The following is a 15633-nucleotide window of genomic DNA, read 5'->3' on the forward strand; positions in this document are numbered from 1 at the left end:
CCGACCTCTCGCTCACGCCACCAGCCTGTCCAGGAAGTCCAACAGCGCCGCGTTCACCTCGTCGGCGTGTTCGAGCATCACCACGTGCCCGCTGTTGGGCACCTTCAGGAACTCGGCCTCCGGCAGCCGACGCATGATCTCCTCGGAGTGGGTGACCGGGGTGATCATGTCCTTGTCGCCGACGATGACCAGCGTCGGCGTGTCCCGCAGCGCGTGCAGCGCCGGGTAGCGCGCGTGCGTGTAGAGGGTGCGCAGGTACCGCGCCACCGTCTCGGTCGAGGTACGGGAGTTCATCAGCTCCACGTACGAGACCAGCGCCGCGCTCGGGCGGGGCGTGCCGAAGCCGTACTTGCGGGTGAGCAGCCAGGCCACGTTCGCGGAGGCCTTGCGGGCCCGGTCGAGCACGGTGCCGGTGAGCCGGGTGGCGTTGTCCACCACGGGCAGCAGCGGGGCGGCGACCCGGCTCAGGATGGCCGGCAGGCCGAACTTGGTCTGCTCGATCCGACCGCCGGAGGTCGCCATCAGCACGGTGCCCACCACCCGGTCGCCGAAGAGCTCCGGATACTGCTCGGCCAGCGCCATGATGGTCATACCGCCCATCGAGTGCCCGACCAGCACCAGCGGCCCCTCCGGGACCGTCTTGTCGATGATCACCTTCAGCGCCTCGCCGAGCCGCGCGAGGGCGTACTCGCCGGTCCGGAGCTGGCCGGAACGGCCGTGTCCCGGCTGGTCGTAGAGGACCATCCGGTGCTCGCCCCGCTGGGCGAGGGCCTTGCGCTGGAAGTGGAAGGTGCCCATGTCGAGGCAGAAGCCGTGCACGAAGACGACGGTCGGGTTGCCCGCCGGCCGCCGCGCGTCGACCACCTCGACGTGGATGTCGGTACCGTCGGCCAGCCCGATCAGGTACGCCTCGTCGTACGGCTGCCGCCCGAAGTCCTCGGTGGCGTACCGGTCGCCCGGCTCGGCCTTCGTGCGGCGTACCAGGGCCCGCTCGGCGGCGATGCCCGCGGCGACCCCGGCCGCCGCCGCGCCCACCACCGCGCCGAGGATGCCGGCGGCGCGGGCCCGGGGCAGCGGCCGGCGCGAGCGGGTACGCCCCACCGGCGCCGTCACGTCCGCACCCCGTCGTAGACCCGGGGCACCCGGACGCTGCCGAACCGGGTGACGATCTCGTAGTTGATCGTGCCGACCGCCTCGGCCCAGTCGTCCGCGGTCGGTTCGCCGTTCGCGCCGTCGCCGAAGAGGGTCGCCACGTCACCGGCGGCCACCTCGTCGTCGCCGCAGTCCAGCACGATCTGGTCCATGCAGACCCGACCGGAGATGGTGCGGACCCGACCGGCCAGGTGGACCGGGCCGCTGTTCGACGCGTGCCGGGGCACCCCGTCGGCGTACCCGAGGGGCACCACCGCCAGGGTCGTCTCCCGCTCCGTGGTGTACGTGTGCCCGTACGACACGCCGGTGCCGGCCGGTACCCGCTTGGTCAGCATCACCCGGGCCCGGGCGCTCATGGCGGGCCGCAGCCCGAAGGTCTCGCCGGGCACCGGGGAGAGCCCGTAGACGGCCAGCCCGGGCCGGACCAGGTCGAAGTGGGTGTCGGGCCGGGTCAGCGTCGCCGCCGAGTTGGCCAGGTGCCGGTAGCGCGGCCGCAGCCCGGCCCGCTCGGCGAGCGCCAGCGCCTCGGCGAAGACCGCGAGCTGCCGGTCGGTGGTGGGGTGGCCGGGCGCGTCCGCGTACACGAGGTGGCTCCACACCCCGACCACCTCGACGGCGCCCTCGGCCTGGGCCTTCGCGGCGGCCTCCAGCAGCGCCGGCCAGTCGTCGACGGTCGCGCCGCCCCGGGACAGGCCGGTGTCGACCTTGAGGTGGGTCCGGGTCGGGCGCCCCGCCCGCTGGCCGGCGACGGCCAGCTCGCCGAGCTGCTCGACGCTCGCCGCGGAGAGGTCGACGTCGACCGCGACCCCCTCGTGCAGGGGCTGGCCGGGCGCGAGCAGCCAGGCGAGCACGGGCGCGGTGACGCCGGCCCGGCGCAGGGTCAACGCCTCGTCGAGGGTGCAGACCCCCAGCCAGTCCGCGCCCGCCTCCAGCGCCGCGCGCCCGGCGGGCAGCATGCCGTGCCCGTAGCCGTCGCCCTTGACCACGGCCATCACCTCGGCGGTGGTACCGGCGCGCAGCCGGGACACGTTCTCCCGGATGGCGTCAAGATCGACCCGTACCTCAGCCTGCCACATGTTTCCAGCCTACTGTCCGGGTGATCTACCGGTACGCCGACGCCGTCCCGCCGGGCACGGCCCGCCCGCCCGACCCGGCGCTCACCCGACCCGATTCGGCGCTCACCCGACGTCCAGCCGGGCGATCACCGGGCGCAGCGCGGTCGCCACGTCGGCGGCGGTGACCGGACCGCCCCGGGCGGCCTCCCGCCCCGCCAGCCCGTGCAGGTACGCCGCGGCGAGCGCCGCCCGCTCCGGGGCCAGCCCCGCCGCGAGCAGCGATCCCAGCAGCCCGGCGAGGACGTCCCCGGTGCCCCCGGTGGCCAGCGCCGGGGTGCCGGTCGGGTTCACGTACGCCCGCCCGTCGGCGGTGGCGACGATGGTCCGGTCCCCCTTGAGCAGCACGGTCGCCCGCATCCAGGCGGCCAGCCGCAGCGCCGCGCCGACCCGGTCGGCGCCCGGCGCCTCGCCGGCCAGCCGGGCGAACTCCCGGTCGTGCGGCGTGATCACGATCGGCGCGTCCCGGGCCCGCAGCCGGTCCGCCGACGAGCCGTCGACCAGCAGGGTCAGCGCGTCCGCGTCCAGGACCACCGGCACCGGTGCGGCGAGCACGCAGCGCAGCTCGGTGAGCGCCTCCTCGCCGGTGCCGAGCCCGGAGCCGCAGACCCACGCCTGGACCCGGCCCGCGTCGGCCACCCGCTCGGTGGCGATCACCGACGGATGGTGGTGCAGCACCTCGGCCCGGGCGCCGCCGGCGTAGCGGACCATGCCGGTCGGGCCGGCGAGCGCGCCGCCGACCGAGAGGATCCCGGCGCCCGGGTACGTCGCCGAACCCGTCGCCACCCCCACCACGCCCCGGGTGTACTTCTCCGACCACGCCCGCAGCCGGGGCCACCAGTCCACGACGTCGGACCACTCGGTGACGCCGAGCGCCGCCGCCGAGCGCAGCGACGGCCCGAGCCCGATGTCGACCAGCTCGACCTCGCCGGCACGGGTCGCGGCCGGCCCGACCACCAGCCCCGGCTTGAGGCAGCCGAAGGTCACGGTGAGATCGGCGGTCACCGCCGCCGCCAGTTCGGCCGTCTCCCCGCCGGCCCCGGGCACGTCACCGCTGTCCGGATCCACCCCGCTGGGCGCGTCCACCGCGACCACGGGGGGCCGCGCGCCGTCGCGGTCGCGCAGCTCGCCGAGCCGGGCGACCAACCGGGCCGCCGGTTCGCGCAGCCCGCCCGACGCGCCGATCCCGACGATGCCGTCGACCACCAGGTCGGTGCCGGCCGGCAGCTCCTCGACGACCCGCCCGCCGGCGGTACGCAGCGCGGCCAGGCCCCGCTCGTGTGCCCGACCCGGTACCAGCGGCAGCGCCGCCACCCGGGCGCCGCGCTCCGCCAGACGCGCCCCGGCGTAGAGGGCGTCCCCGCCGTTGTCGCCGCTGCCGACCAGCAGCAGCACGCGCGCGCCGTAGACCCCGCCGCGGTCGGCGAGCAGCAGCGCGCACCGGCGGGCGAGCCCCGCGGCGGCGCGCCGCATCAGCGTGTCCGGCGGCAGCGTGGCCAGCAACTCCCGCTCCGCCGCCCGCACGTCGGCGACCCGCCAGGCCTGCCTCATCCCCGTCGTCCCCTCTCGCCGGGCGGTCCGCTCACCGCGCCGTCCGCGCGGTCACTGCTCCGCCACCACCATCGCCGAGGCGATGCCGCCGTCGTGGGAGAGCGACAGGTGCCAGCGGTTGACGCCGCGCTCGGTCGCGGCGGCGGCGACCGTACCGGAAACCGTCAGCCACGGCCGCCCGTCCGGGTCGGCCACGATCTCGCAGTCGTGCCAGTGCAGGCCGGCCGGGGCGCCGAGCGCCTTGGCCACCGCCTCCTTGGCCGCGAAGCGGGCGGCGAGCGACTCGGGCGAACGCGGGTGCCCCGACGCGGTGTAGCGCTCGGCCTCGGTGAAGAGCCGGTCCGCGAGCAGCGGCGTCCGGGCGAGCGCGCGGGCGAACCGGTCGACCAGGACCACATCGATGCCGACTGCCACGATCACGGGTTCAGCCTAACGGGCCGGGGGCGGCGAGATTACCGCCCCGGTCCCGCCCGCGGAAGCACCTGTGGACAACCTTCGGCGCGGTACCACGCGCGCCGTCCACAGGACGGCGACGAGGCGCCGGCCCACGCCTACCGTCGGCGGCAACGACGTTTCCCGCGGGGGTGACCAAGGTGGAAGAGCAGCTTCGCGTACGCACCGACGTGCTACGCGCCTGCGCCGACGAGCTGACCGGCGTCGGCTACCGGCTGGGCCACGGCCTGGCCGGCGATCCGGCGCTGGTCGTGGCGGAGCCCGGGGCCGAGGCGGCCACGGCGCTGGTCGGGCTGGAGTCCGCGACGCACGCCTGGCTCTGCTCGCTGGGTGGCCGGCTCGCGGTGACGGCCGACGGGCTGCGCGCCGCCGCACGCGAGTACGACGCCGCCGACGAGCGGGCGACCGTCCGCCTCGCCGCCACCGGAGCGGGCCGATGATCACGTACGAGCGGCTCCGGGCGATGGATCCGGCCGCGTGGCGGGCGGCCGGGGTCGCCTGGGGCGCGCTGGTCGAGACGGTCGACCGCCCCGCCGGGGCGATCCGGTCCGGCGCGAACGGGCTGCGGGTCGTCTGGTCCGGCGCGGCCGCCGGAGCCGCCGACGGGCGGCTGGCCGCCCTGCGGGCCGAGCTGGCCGGGAGCCGTCCCGTCCTGATCGAGATCGACCAGCTCCTCGCCGAGTACGCGGAGCAGCTCGCCCGCGCCCGGGCGATGCTGGCCGCCGCCGGCCCGAGCACCGGCGCACCGCGCCCCGGCGGCGAGATGCCGGGCGGCGGGATCCCGGGCGGCGAGACCACTGGCGGCGCCGAGACCGCCCTCGCCCTCGCCCGTCGGGCCGACCGGCGGGCCGCCCGGGCGCTGACCGAGCTGGCGGCCGATGCCCGCACCGGCTGGACCGCCCCGCCGCCGGCCGGGCGACCCCCGGCGACCGCCGGTCCGCTGGCGGTCTGGCACTGGTGGCAGCGGTTGGCCCCGGCCCAGCGCCGGTGGCTGCTCGGGCGCGAGCCGGCGCTGGTCGGGCGCCTCGACGGCGTGCCGGTGGCCGCCCGCGACCAGGCCAACCGGCTGCTCCTGGCCGACCAGCGGGCGGAGCTGCGGGCGCGGCGCGCCCGACTGCTCGCGCAGCGCCCGGCGACCGCGGCCGGGGCGGCCGAGCTGGCCCGGCTGGACGGGCTCCTGGACGGGCTGGCCGACGTCGAGCACCGGCTGGCCGCCCGGAACGGCCCCCGGGCGTACCTGCTCTCGCTCGATCCGGCCGGCGACGGCCGGGCGGTCGTGGCGCTGGGCAACCCCGACCGGGCCGACAACGTGCTGACCTACGTGCCGGGGATGACCTCCGACCTGCCCGGCCTGCGGGGCGAACTGGACCGGGCCGAACGGCTCGCGGCGCGCTGCGGCGAGCTGGCCCCGACCAGGCAGAGCGCGGCGGTGCTCTGGCTGGACTACGACGCGCCCGACTTCGTCGACGAGGCCGCGGGCGCGAAGCGCGCCGAGGTGGCCGCGCCCGGGTTGCACCGGTTCCAGGAGGGGCTGCGCCTCACCCACGAGACCGCCGAGGGCAGCACCGCGACCCGTACCGTGGTCGGGCACAGCTACGGCTCGCTCGTGGTCGGCAGCGCCGCCCGGGACCACGGGTTGGCCGCGGACAACCTGGTCCTTGTCGGCTCTCCCGGTGTCGGCGTGGACCACGCCGCACGGCTGTCGGCGCCGGGTACGGCCGTCTGGGCCAGTACGGCGGCGAACGACGTCATCCAGTACGCCGCCCGGTCGCCCGGCGAGGCGCTCGCCGGGCTGGCCGCCGGGGTGGCGCTGCCGGGTCTCGGCCTTCCGCTGGTGCTGGGCCGCCCGGGTGAGCAGCTCTGGTTCGGCCGCAACCCGGTCGACCCGGGCTTCGGGGCGCGGGTCTTCGCGGGCGCCCCACGCGGCCACACCGGCTACTGGGACGCCGGCAACCCGGCACTGGACAGCATGGCCCGCATCGCCCTGGGCGTCGCCCCGTGACCCGTGGCCCGCGGGAACCCGCGCTACTCGACCGTGACCGACTTGGCCAGGTTCCGGGGCTGGTCCACGTCGTGGCCCCGGGCCGCGGCGATCTCGCAGGCGAGTACCTGCAACGGCACGGTGGTGACCAGCGGCGCCAGCAGCGTCGGCGTGCGCGGTACGTAGATCACGTCGTCGGCGTACGGCAGCACGGAGCCGTCCCCCTCCTCGGCGATCACGATGGTCCGGGCGCCCCGGGCCCGGACCTCCTGGATGTTGGAGACGATCTTGTCGTGCAGCATGGCCTGCCCGGTCGGCGAGGGCACCACGCAGACCACCGGGGTGCCCTGCTCGATCAGCGCGATCGGGCCGTGCTTGAGCTCGCCCGCCGCGAAGCCCTCGGCGTGCATGTAGGCCAGCTCCTTGAGCTTGAGCGCGCCCTCCAGCGCCACCGGGTAGCCGACGTGCCGCCCGATGAAGAGCACCGTGGGCGCCGCCTTGAGGTCCCGGCCCAGCTGACGCACCGGCTCGATGCCGTCGAGCAGCGTACCGATCTTGTCGGGCATCCCGAGCAGCTGCTCGACGATCGCCCGGGTCTCGTCCGCGTAGAGGTTGCCGCGGACCTGGGCCAGGTGCAGGCCGATCAGGTAGCAGGCGACGAGCTGGGTCAGGAACGCCTTGGTCGAGGCGACCGCTATCTCCGGCCCGCCGTGCGTGTAGAGCACCGCGTCCGACTCGCGCGGGATGGTGGAGCCGTTGGTGTTGCAGATGGCCAGCACCCGCGCCTTCTGCTCCTTGGCGTGCCGCAGCGCCATCAGCGTGTCCATCGTCTCCCCGGACTGGGAGATCGCCACGACCAGGGTGGACCGGTCGAGCACCGGGTCGCGGTAGCGGAACTCGCTGGCCAGCTCCACCTCGCAGGGGATCCGGGTCCAGTGCTCGATCGCGTGCTTGGCCACCAGCCCGGAGTGGTACGCGGTACCGCAGGCGACGATGAAGACCTTGTCGACGTCGCGCAGGTCCTGGTCGCTGAGGCGTACCTCGTCGAGCAGGATCTCGCCGTTGTCGGTGAGCCGCCCCCGCAGCGTGTCGGCGACGGCCTGCGGCTGCTCGGCGATCTCCTTCAACATGAAGTACTCGTGGCCGCCCTTTTCGGCGGCCGAGGAATCCCAGTCGATGTGGAAGTCCTTGCCGGTGGCGGGCCAGCCGGCGAAGTCGGTGATCTCGATCGTGCTGGGCGTGATCAGGACGACCTGGTCCTGGCCCAGCTCGACGGCGTCGCGGGTGTGCTCGATGAACGCGGAGACGTCGCTGGCCAGGTAGTTCTCCCCGACTCCCCGACCGACCACCAGGGGCGAGTTCCGCCGGGCGCCGACGACCGCGCCGGGCGCCCCGGCGTCGACCGCGAGCAGCGTGAACGCCCCCTCCAGCCGCTGGCAGACCAGACGCATGGCCGCCGCGAGCAGCTGTGGCCCCTCCGCCTCCCCGTCGGCGCGCAGCTTGCGCAGGGCGGCGGAGAGCAGGTGCGCGGCGCACTCGGTGTCGGTGTCGCTGGCGAACTGGACCCCGTCGGCCTCCAGCTCGGCGCGGAGTTTGGCGAAGTTCTCGATGATGCCGTTGTGGATCACCGCCACGCGACCGTCACCGGCCGGGTGCGGGTGGGCGTTGCGGTCCGTCGGGCCGCCGTGGGTCGCCCAGCGGGTGTGCCCGATCCCGGTCGTACCGTCGCCGATGCCCCGGGCGGTCTCGCCGGTCGCCGCGTCGGCCGCCGACCGCTCCGACAGCGCCTTCTCCAGGTTGGCGAGCTTGCCGGCCCGCTTCTCGATCAGGAGCTCGTCCTCGCTGACGATCGCCACCCCGGCCGAGTCGTAACCGCGGTACTCCAGCCGCCGCAGCCCGTCCAGCACGATGCCCATGGCCGGCCGAGCGCCGGCGTACCCCACGATTCCGCACATGACTCCGGAGCCTAGCCGAATTTCGCTCAGCGCGACTGCTCAGAAGCGGGCTAATCGAGCAAAGCCTTTGCGCGATGTGGCCGCCTCGGGCAGCAACCGGATGAGTACCCCAATCCCGGCCAGCCCACTCGGCCCACCCCGCCACCTCGGTCCCGTCCCCACGGAACCAGGCAAAACCGACACAAGCCGCGCCCACGGCACCCCGCCGGGGACGGCCGAAACCAACATCGGGCCACGCCCGGCTACGGACGGCCAGAACGCACCTACGGTGGGGCCCGCCGTGCCCGGCGGAGACATCACGCCTGACGGGATCCGCCGGGCATGGCGGGCCCCACCCCACCGCAACCTCGCTCGGACCCGGCCAGGAACGCGACCGGCCACCAACGCGACCCGGCCACGGGCGTGGCATCGACGGCGGAACGCCCTAGGCTGGCCGGGTGACGACGACCTCCCCCGACCTCGATCCCCTGGTACGCCGAATGCGAGCGTTCGGCACGACCATCTTCACCGAGATGTCGGCCCTGGCGACGCGTACCGGCGCCGTCAACCTCGGGCAGGGCTTCCCCGACACGGACGGGCCCGCCGAGATGCTGGAGGCCGCGGCGGAGGCGCTCCGGTCCGGGCAGAACCAGTACCCGCCCGGACCCGGCATCCCGCTGCTGCGGCGGGCCGTCGCCGAGCACCAGCGCCGCTTCTGGGGACTGGAATACGACCCCGACGGCGAGGTACTGATCACCGCGGGCGCCACCGAGGCGGTCGCGGCGGCCATCCTCGCCCTCTGCGAGCCGGGCGACGAGGTGGTCTGCTTCGAGCCGTACTACGACTCGTACGCGGCCTCCATCGCGCTCGCCGGCGCGGTCCGGCGCCCGGTCACCCTGCGCCCCTCGGCCGACGGCCGGTTCGCCTTCGACCCGGACGAACTGCGCGCCGCGTTCGGGCCGCGTACCCGGCTGGTGCTGCTCAACTCGCCGCACAATCCGACCGGGAAGGTCTTCACCCGCGCCGAGCTGACCCTCGTCGCCGACCTCTGCGCCGAGCACGACGCGTACGCGGTCACCGACGAGGTGTACGAGCACCTGGTCTTCACCGACGCCTCCGGCCCGCACCTGCCGCTGGCCGCCCTGCCCGGGATGCGCGAACGGACCCTGCGGATCTCGTCGGCCGGCAAGACCTTCTCCTGCACGGGCTGGAAGATCGGCTGGGCCAGCGGCCCGGCCGAGCTCGTCTCCGCGACGCTACGGGTGAAGCAGTTCCTCACCTTCGTCAACGGCGCGCCCCTGCAACCGGCCGTCGCCGTCGCGCTGGCGCTGCCCGACAGCTACTACGACGGCTTCCGGGCCGGCCTTCAGGCCCGCCGGGACCAGCTCACCGAGGGTCTGGTCGACGCCGGCCTCAAGGTGCTCCCGTCCGAGGGCACCTACTTCGTGACCACGGACATCAGCGCGCTCGGCGGTCGTGACGGCATCGAGTTCTGCCGTACGCTGCCCGAACGCTGCGGCGTGGTGGCGATCCCGACCCAGGTCTTCTACGACGACGTCGAGGCCGGTCGCCGGCTGGTCCGGTTCGCCTTCTGCAAGCGCCCCGAGGTGCTCACCGAGGCCGTCGCCCGGCTCCGCGCCATGTCCCCCGCCGCGACGGCCTGAGCCCGCCGCAAGAGCCCCACCGCCACGGGCCGAGCCCGCTGGCGCCGGGTGGGCCCGCCCGCCCGGCGAAGACATCGAGCGTGTCGGGCTGGGCGGGCACGGTGGGCCCACCCCAACCGGAGGCTCTTCTCATGTCAGGATCACACGCCGGCTACCAACGCCTGGCCGGGTACACCTAGCCCGACAGCGCCGAGTCGATCTGCGCCCGCAGCCTGGACTTCGGCTGCGCCCCGACGACCTGCGACACCACCTCGCCGGCCCGGAAGACGCTCAGCGTCGGCATCGAGGAGACCCCGTACGCCCGCGCCGTCTCGGGGTTCTCGTCGGCGTTGATCTTGACGACCCGGGCCCGGCCCGCGTACTCCGCCGAGAGTTCGTCGAGCACCGGTGCGAGCCGGTGGCACGGCCCGCACCACTCGGCCCAGAACTCGACCAGCACCGGCAACTCGCTGGCGAGCACCTCGCCGCCGAAGGTCGCGTCGGTCACGTCCGTGGTCATGGTGTTTCCCTCTTTCCGTTGCTGCCGGCGGCCGCGCCGCCGTCCCGGCCGCGCGCCGCCGCGAGTTCCCGGCTCACCCGGCCGCGCACCGCGAGCAGTCGCGCGATGCAGGTGTCGAGGTCGGCGAGCTTGCGCCCGAGCACCTCGATCGAGGCGGGGCACGCCGCGCCGGACTCGCGCCCGGAGCGGAGGCACTCCACGAACGGGCGCGTCTCCTCCAGGTTGAACCCGATGTCGAGCAGCGACCGGATCTCGCGTACCAGGCGCAGGTCGACCTCGTCGTAGTCGCGGTAGCCGTTGGCGGTACGCCGGGCGCTGAGCAACCCGTGCTGCTCGTAGTACCGCAGCGTGCGCGGGCTGGTACCGGCACGCTCGGCGAGCTCACCTATGCGCATCAGCCAACGGTAGACCTTGACACCGGCGTCAGGGCCAGCGCGAGGTTCAGTCGGCGGGGCTGGCCTGACGTACCGCGTCGGCGATCCGCTCGGCGACGGCCTGGGCCACCTCGACGGTGGCGGCCTCGACCATGACCCGCACGAGCGGCTCGGTGCCGGAGGGCCGCAGCAGCACCCGCCCGGTCCCGCCCAGCTCGGCCTCCGCCTGCTCGGCCGCGGCGAGTACGGCGGGCGCGCCGGCCCCGACGGCACGGTCGCCGACCGGCACGTTGATCAGCACCTGCGGCAGCTTGGCCACCACCCCCGCGAGGTCGGCCAGCGAGCGGCCGGTGGCCGCCATGCGGGCCATCAGGTGCAGCCCGGTGAGGATTCCGTCGCCGGTGGTCGCGTACGCGGGCATCACGATGTGCCCGCTCTGCTCGCCGCCGAGCGCCAGCCCGGACGCGCGCAGCTCCTCCAGCACGTACCGGTCGCCGACCTTCGTCTCGACGAGCCGGATGCCGGCCTGGGACATCGCGATGCGCAGGCCGAGGTTGCTCATCACCGTGGCGACCAGCGTGTCGGCGGTGAGGGTCCCGGCCTCGCGCATGCCGAGCGCGAGGATCGCCATGATCTGGTCACCGTCGACCTCGTCGCCCGCGGCGGTGACGGCCACGCACCGGTCGGCGTCACCGTCGTGCGCGATGCCGAGGTCGGCGCCGTGTTCGAGGACGGCCGCGCGCAGCCCGTCGAGGTGGTTCGAGCCGCACTCGTCGTTGATGTTGAGCCCGTCGGGCCTGGCGTGGATCGCCACCACCTCGGCGCCGGCCTGCTCGTACGCCACCGGCGCGACGTCGGAGGCGGCCCCGTTGGCGCAGTCGACGACCACCTTCAGCCCGTCCAGCCGGTGCGCGATGGTGCCGGTGAGGTGCTGTACGTAGTGGTCGGCACCGTCGAGCAGGTCGTGCACCCGCCCGACGCCGGCGCCGGTCGGCCGCTCCCACCGGGCCGAGCCGTTCGCCTCGATCGTCGCCTCGATCTGGAGCTCCACGTCGTCCGGCAGCTTGTGCCCGCCGGCGGCGAAGAGCTTGATCCCGTTGTCCGGCATCGGGTTGTGCGACGCGGAGAGCATCACGCCCAGGTCGGCCTTGGCCTCGGCGGTCAGGAAGGCGACCGCGGGGGTGGGGAGCACGCCGACGCGCACCACGTTGGCTCCGGCGCTGGCCAGGCCGGCGACCACGGCGGCTTCGAGCATCTCGCCGCTGGCGCGGGTGTCTCGGCCGACCACGGCGAGCGGGGGGTGGCTGCGGTCCGACTCGGCGAGGGTGTGCGCGGCCGCGACGGCGACCGCGAGCGCCAACTCGGGTGTCAGATCGGCGTTCGCACGGCCGCGTACGCCATCAGTGCCGAACAACCGACCCATGCGGAGAACCTCCGGAAAGCGCGCTCATGAGGAAACGCTGATGAGGAAGGCATTGATCAGAAGAATTCTGACCGGGAAGGCAAACGGCCGGGACCGCCACCGCGTGAGGGGAGGCGGACCCGGCCGTCTGTCAGACGTACAAGGTGTTGCTGCTGATCAGCGCTTCGAGTACTGCGGCGCCTTGCGGGCCTTCTTGAGACCGTACTTCTTGCTCTCCTTGACCCGGGCGTCCCGGGTGAGGAAGCCGGCCTTCTTGAGGGCCGGACGGTCGTCGGGCTCGTTCGCGATCAACGCGCGGGCGATGCCCAGGCGGAGCGCGCCGGCCTGGCCGGTGATGCCGCCGCCGCGGAGGTTGGCGATGACGTCGAACTGCTCGGCCTTCTCGGCGGTCACCAGCGGCTCCTTGATGAGCTGCTGGTGAACCTTGCTCGGGAAGTACTCCTCGAGCTCGCGGCCGTTGCAGACGATCTTGCCCGAGCCGGGGATGATCCGGACCCGGACGATGGCCTCCTTGCGGCGGCCGACGGTCTGGATGGGGCGCTCGCCACGGGGGGCACGCGCGACGGGCGCGGGCGCCGGAGCGGCCTCGACGACGTCGGTGGTATCGGTCATGCTGATTCCTTCGTCCGCGCTCACTGCGCGATCTGCTTGATCTCGAACGGCACCGGCTGCTGCGCGCCATGCGGGTGCTCGGCACCGGCGTAGACCTTCAGCTTCTTGATGAGCTGCCGGCCGAGCTTGTTGTGGGGAAGCATCCCCTTGACCGCCAGCTCGATGGCGCGCTCGGGGCGCTTGGTCAGCAACTCGTCGTAGCCGACCTGCTTCAGACCGCCCGGGTAGCCGGAGTGCCGGTAAGCGATCTTGGTGTGCCGCTTGTTGCCGGTCAGCGCCACCTTGCCCGCGTTCACGATCACGACGAAGTCGCCGGTGTCGACGTGCGGGGCGAAGGTCGGCTTGTGCTTGCCCCGCAGCAGCGTGGCGGCGTGGGTGGCCAGACGGCCCAGCACGACATCAGAGGCGTCGATAACGTGCCACTGACGCTCGATTTCACCCGGCTTCGGGCTGTACGTACGCACAGGTTTACCTTGTCTCGTCGTCGGTCTGGGGCTCCGCGCCGGTCTCAGGCGCGCACGAACGACCAAGCGTACCTGATGGGGTACGCCCTAGGCTTTCGCACAACAGCAGGCAACGATACTCGGTCGCTGGTCACCCGGTCAAAACGGGGGGTCACCGACCTCGGGCCGGGGTCGCCGGGCCGGGGTCGCCGGGCCGGGGTCGCCGGGCCGGCTCACACCCCGGTGAGGCGGTGCCGCGAGGGGCGCAGGTAGACCAGCCAGGTCAGGCCGAGGCAGACCGCGTACCCGACGATGAAGGCGAGGTACGCGGCGTCGGCCGAGCCGTAGCTCAGGAACGACTGCCGGAAGGCGATGTTGACCAGCACCCCGCCGAAGGCGCCCACCGCGCCGGCGATGCCGATCAACGCGCCGGTGAGCCGCCGCGCCCGGCGCTGCGCGTCCTCCGGCTCCCGGCTCCCGGCCGCCACCGCCTGCCCCGCCCGGGCGCGGAAGATCGCCGGGATCATCTTGTACGTCGACCCGTTGCCGATCCCGGCGAAGACGAACAGCGCGATGAACCCGGCCAGGTAGAGCGGGAGCGAGCGCTGCACCGAGGCGAAGAGCACCAGACCGGCGCCGCCGGCCATCGCCACGAAGTTCCAGAAGGTCACCCGCGCCCCGCCGTACCGGTCCGCGAGGTGCCCGCCGAGCGGGCGGATCAGCGAGCCGACCAGCGGCCCGAGGAAGGTGAGGTGGGCCGCGGCCACCGGGCTGCCGAACCGGTCGGCGAACTGCACCTGGAGCACCTGCCCGAAGGCGAAGCTGTAGCCGATGAAGGAGCCGAAGGTGCCGATGTACAGCACCGAGACCACCCAGGAGTGCGGGTCCCGGGCCGCCTCGCGCATCGCGCCCCGCTCGTTGGTCGCCGAGGAGAGGTTGTCCATGTAGCGGGCCGCCGCGAGCGCCGCGAGCACGATCAGCGGAATATAGAGGCCGGGGACCAACCGCGGGTACGCCGCGCCGACGGTCGCGAGGACCAGCAGCCCGACCAGTTGCACGGCGGCGACGCCGATGTTGCCGCCGCCCGCGTTCAGTCCGAGCGCCCAACCCTTGAGGCGCTGGGGGTAGAAGTGGTTGATGTTCGCCATCGAGGAGGCGAAGTTGCCGCCGCCCACGCCGGCGAGGCAGGCGAGCACCATCAGCGTCGAGTACGAGACGCCCGGCTCGATCAGGATCGCCATCGGCACGGTCGGCAGCAGCAGCGCCAGTGCGCTGATCACCGTCCAGTTCCGGCCGCCGAAGCGGGCCACCGCGAACGTGTACGGCAGCCGCAGCGTCGCACCGAGCGCGGTCGGTACGGCCGTGAGCAGGAACTTCCCGGCCGGGTCGATGCCGTACGCCGGGCCCAGGAAGAGCACGAGCACGGACCAGAGACTCCACACCGAGAAGCCGACGTGCTCCGAGAAGATCGAGATGATCAGGTTGCGCCGGGCGATCGGCGCGCCGGTGGTACGCCAGAATTCCGGGTCTTCGGGACGCCAGTCGTCGATCCGCCCGCCTCGGCGGGACGGCTCGACCGGTACGACGGCGGTGGCCGGGGTGGTCGGCGTGGCAGCGAGGCTCATGGGGCAGGAAATTAGGGGCGGGGAATTTCCGTACCGTTCGCGCTTCGCGTCGGGCCGGCAACGCTCAGCGCACTGCCCGCGCCCCCGGCTCGTGAGATCCGCGGCGAAAGGTCGGCGAAGGCCGTGGACCGGCCGGCGAAGGCCGTGGACCGGCGGGCAGGTCGCGCGGACCGCCCGGGGCGGACCGGGGCGTCAGACGTTCTGCGTCAGATGTTCTGCAGTATGCGCAGGGCCCGGCTGACCCGGAACATGGTGTCGCTGTCGGCGACGTCGACGCACTCGGTGAACCACTTCTTCATGGGCGAGGAGAGGCGGTCGGGCATCACCACGTACTCCCCCATCACCACCGCGAGCGGCGAGTCGCGCAGCAACTCCTCCTCGACCACCTCGGCCACGATGACGATCGGTACGTCGGTGGAGTTGTAGACGTCGGAGCTGATCACCAGGCCGAGGCGGCTGCGGGCGCCCTCGATGCGCCAGATCTCGCCCCTACGCAGCACTCGGCCGCCTGCCGAAGAACGCCGCGTCGACCAGCTCCGCCTCGTGCGCGTCGGCGATCGCGGCGGCCTCGATGTCCAGGCCGGCCCGGCCGACGGCGGCGGCGTGCGCCGTGAAGACCTCCCGCAGCGCCTTCTCCCGCGCGGCCTGGTCGATCCAGGCGGAAAGCGACATCCCGTCCCGCTGGGCGAAGCGCCGGGCCTCCTCGATCGTCTCATCGGAGAACGAGAGCGTCACCTTGGCAGTCATGCCGGCAAGACTACCCGTGGTATGACCGGTACGCATGCCGGCCCGCGTACCGGCGGTCTTCCG

The 15633-nt window shown here is 73.9% G+C and carries 16 protein-coding genes; 3 read left to right on the forward strand and 13 right to left on the reverse strand.

Going from position 1 to position 15633, the window contains the following annotated elements; genetic code table 11:
- Window positions 1–12: 12 nt before the first annotated feature.
- The 4 genes from AB0J86_RS32610 to AB0J86_RS32625 all read right to left on the reverse strand — a co-directional run bounded on the left by AB0J86_RS32610 (window position 13) and on the right by AB0J86_RS32625 (window position 4235).
- Window positions 13–1101, reverse strand: coding sequence for an alpha/beta hydrolase (locus AB0J86_RS32610; protein WP_363861542.1), 1089 nt, complete (start codon window positions 1099–1101; stop codon window positions 13–15).
- An 8-nt stretch (window positions 1102–1109) separates the two neighbouring features.
- Window positions 1110–2228, reverse strand: coding sequence for an alanine racemase (gene alr, locus AB0J86_RS32615; RefSeq protein ID WP_363861512.1), 1119 nt, complete (start codon window positions 2226–2228; stop codon window positions 1110–1112).
- A gap of 102 nt (window positions 2229–2330) precedes the next feature.
- Window positions 2331–3815, reverse strand: a complete 1485-nt coding sequence (locus AB0J86_RS32620; RefSeq protein WP_363861513.1) for an NAD(P)H-hydrate dehydratase — start codon at window positions 3813–3815, stop codon at window positions 2331–2333.
- 51 nt (window positions 3816–3866) lie between these two features.
- On the reverse strand, window positions 3867–4235 hold the full coding sequence (locus tag AB0J86_RS32625; protein ID WP_363861515.1) for a holo-ACP synthase: 369 nt from the start codon (window positions 4233–4235) through the stop codon (window positions 3867–3869).
- Window positions 4236–4408: 173 nt separating this feature from the next.
- Between AB0J86_RS32625 and AB0J86_RS32630 the strand changes: the two genes are divergently transcribed.
- Both AB0J86_RS32630 and AB0J86_RS32635 read left to right on the forward strand, forming a co-directional pair.
- Entirely contained in the window at window positions 4409–4708 is a 300-nt protein-coding gene (locus AB0J86_RS32630; RefSeq protein WP_363861516.1) for a type VII secretion target, read from the forward strand.
- Entirely contained in the window at window positions 4705–6270 is a 1566-nt protein-coding gene (locus tag AB0J86_RS32635; protein ID WP_363861517.1) for an alpha/beta hydrolase, read from the forward strand. The genes AB0J86_RS32630 and AB0J86_RS32635 overlap by 4 nt, the downstream gene beginning before the upstream one ends.
- Window positions 6271–6293: 23 nt before the next feature.
- On the opposite strand, the gene glmS is transcribed toward AB0J86_RS32635, so the two are convergent.
- On the reverse strand, window positions 6294–8204 hold the full coding sequence (gene glmS / locus AB0J86_RS32640) for a glutamine--fructose-6-phosphate transaminase (isomerizing) (RefSeq protein WP_363861518.1): 1911 nt from the start codon (window positions 8202–8204) through the stop codon (window positions 6294–6296).
- A gap of 437 nt (window positions 8205–8641) precedes the next feature.
- Here glmS and AB0J86_RS32645 point away from each other — a divergent pair, with 437 nt between their 5' ends.
- A complete protein-coding gene (locus AB0J86_RS32645; protein WP_363861519.1) occupies window positions 8642–9847 on the forward strand; it encodes a pyridoxal phosphate-dependent aminotransferase in 1206 nt (401 codons plus the stop codon).
- Window positions 9848–10022: 175 nt separating this feature from the next.
- Here the strand turns inward: AB0J86_RS32645 and trxA are convergent, their stop codons facing one another.
- The 8 genes from trxA to AB0J86_RS32685 all read right to left on the reverse strand — a co-directional run bounded on the left by trxA (window position 10023) and on the right by AB0J86_RS32685 (window position 15570).
- On the reverse strand, window positions 10023–10346 hold the full coding sequence (trxA, locus tag AB0J86_RS32650; protein ID WP_363861520.1) for a thioredoxin: 324 nt from the start codon (window positions 10344–10346) through the stop codon (window positions 10023–10025).
- Window positions 10343–10741, reverse strand: a complete 399-nt coding sequence (locus AB0J86_RS32655) for a MerR family transcriptional regulator (protein ID WP_363861521.1) — start codon at window positions 10739–10741, stop codon at window positions 10343–10345. The genes trxA and AB0J86_RS32655 overlap by 4 nt, the downstream gene beginning before the upstream one ends.
- 46 nt (window positions 10742–10787) lie before the next feature.
- Window positions 10788–12143, reverse strand: coding sequence for a phosphoglucosamine mutase (gene glmM / locus AB0J86_RS32660; RefSeq protein WP_363861522.1), 1356 nt, complete (start codon window positions 12141–12143; stop codon window positions 10788–10790).
- A gap of 156 nt (window positions 12144–12299) precedes the next feature.
- On the reverse strand, window positions 12300–12755 hold the full coding sequence (gene rpsI / locus AB0J86_RS32665; RefSeq protein WP_363861523.1) for a 30S ribosomal protein S9: 456 nt from the start codon (window positions 12753–12755) through the stop codon (window positions 12300–12302).
- A gap of 20 nt (window positions 12756–12775) precedes the next feature.
- Window positions 12776–13219 (reverse strand): 50S ribosomal protein L13, encoded by a 444-nt coding sequence (rplM, locus tag AB0J86_RS32670; RefSeq protein WP_242794454.1) that lies wholly within the window; start codon window positions 13217–13219, stop codon window positions 12776–12778.
- A gap of 212 nt (window positions 13220–13431) precedes the next feature.
- The gene (locus AB0J86_RS32675) at window positions 13432–14823 is read right to left on the reverse strand and encodes a nitrate/nitrite transporter (protein WP_363861525.1); all 1392 of its coding nucleotides are present in this window, start codon (window positions 14821–14823) and stop codon (window positions 13432–13434) included.
- A gap of 206 nt (window positions 14824–15029) precedes the next feature.
- Window positions 15030–15323 (reverse strand): hypothetical protein, encoded by a 294-nt coding sequence (locus AB0J86_RS32680; RefSeq protein ID WP_363861526.1) that lies wholly within the window; start codon window positions 15321–15323, stop codon window positions 15030–15032.
- A complete protein-coding gene (locus AB0J86_RS32685; RefSeq protein ID WP_363861527.1) occupies window positions 15313–15570 on the reverse strand; it encodes a DUF6364 family protein in 258 nt (85 codons plus the stop codon). Before AB0J86_RS32685 ends, AB0J86_RS32680 begins: the two co-directional genes overlap by 11 nt.
- Between the last annotated feature and the right edge of the window lie 63 nt (window positions 15571–15633).

Origin of the sequence: Micromonospora sp. NPDC049559 (genome assembly GCF_040676675.1) — a bacterium.
GTDB lineage: Bacteria > Actinomycetota > Actinomycetes > Mycobacteriales > Micromonosporaceae > JBFAPK01.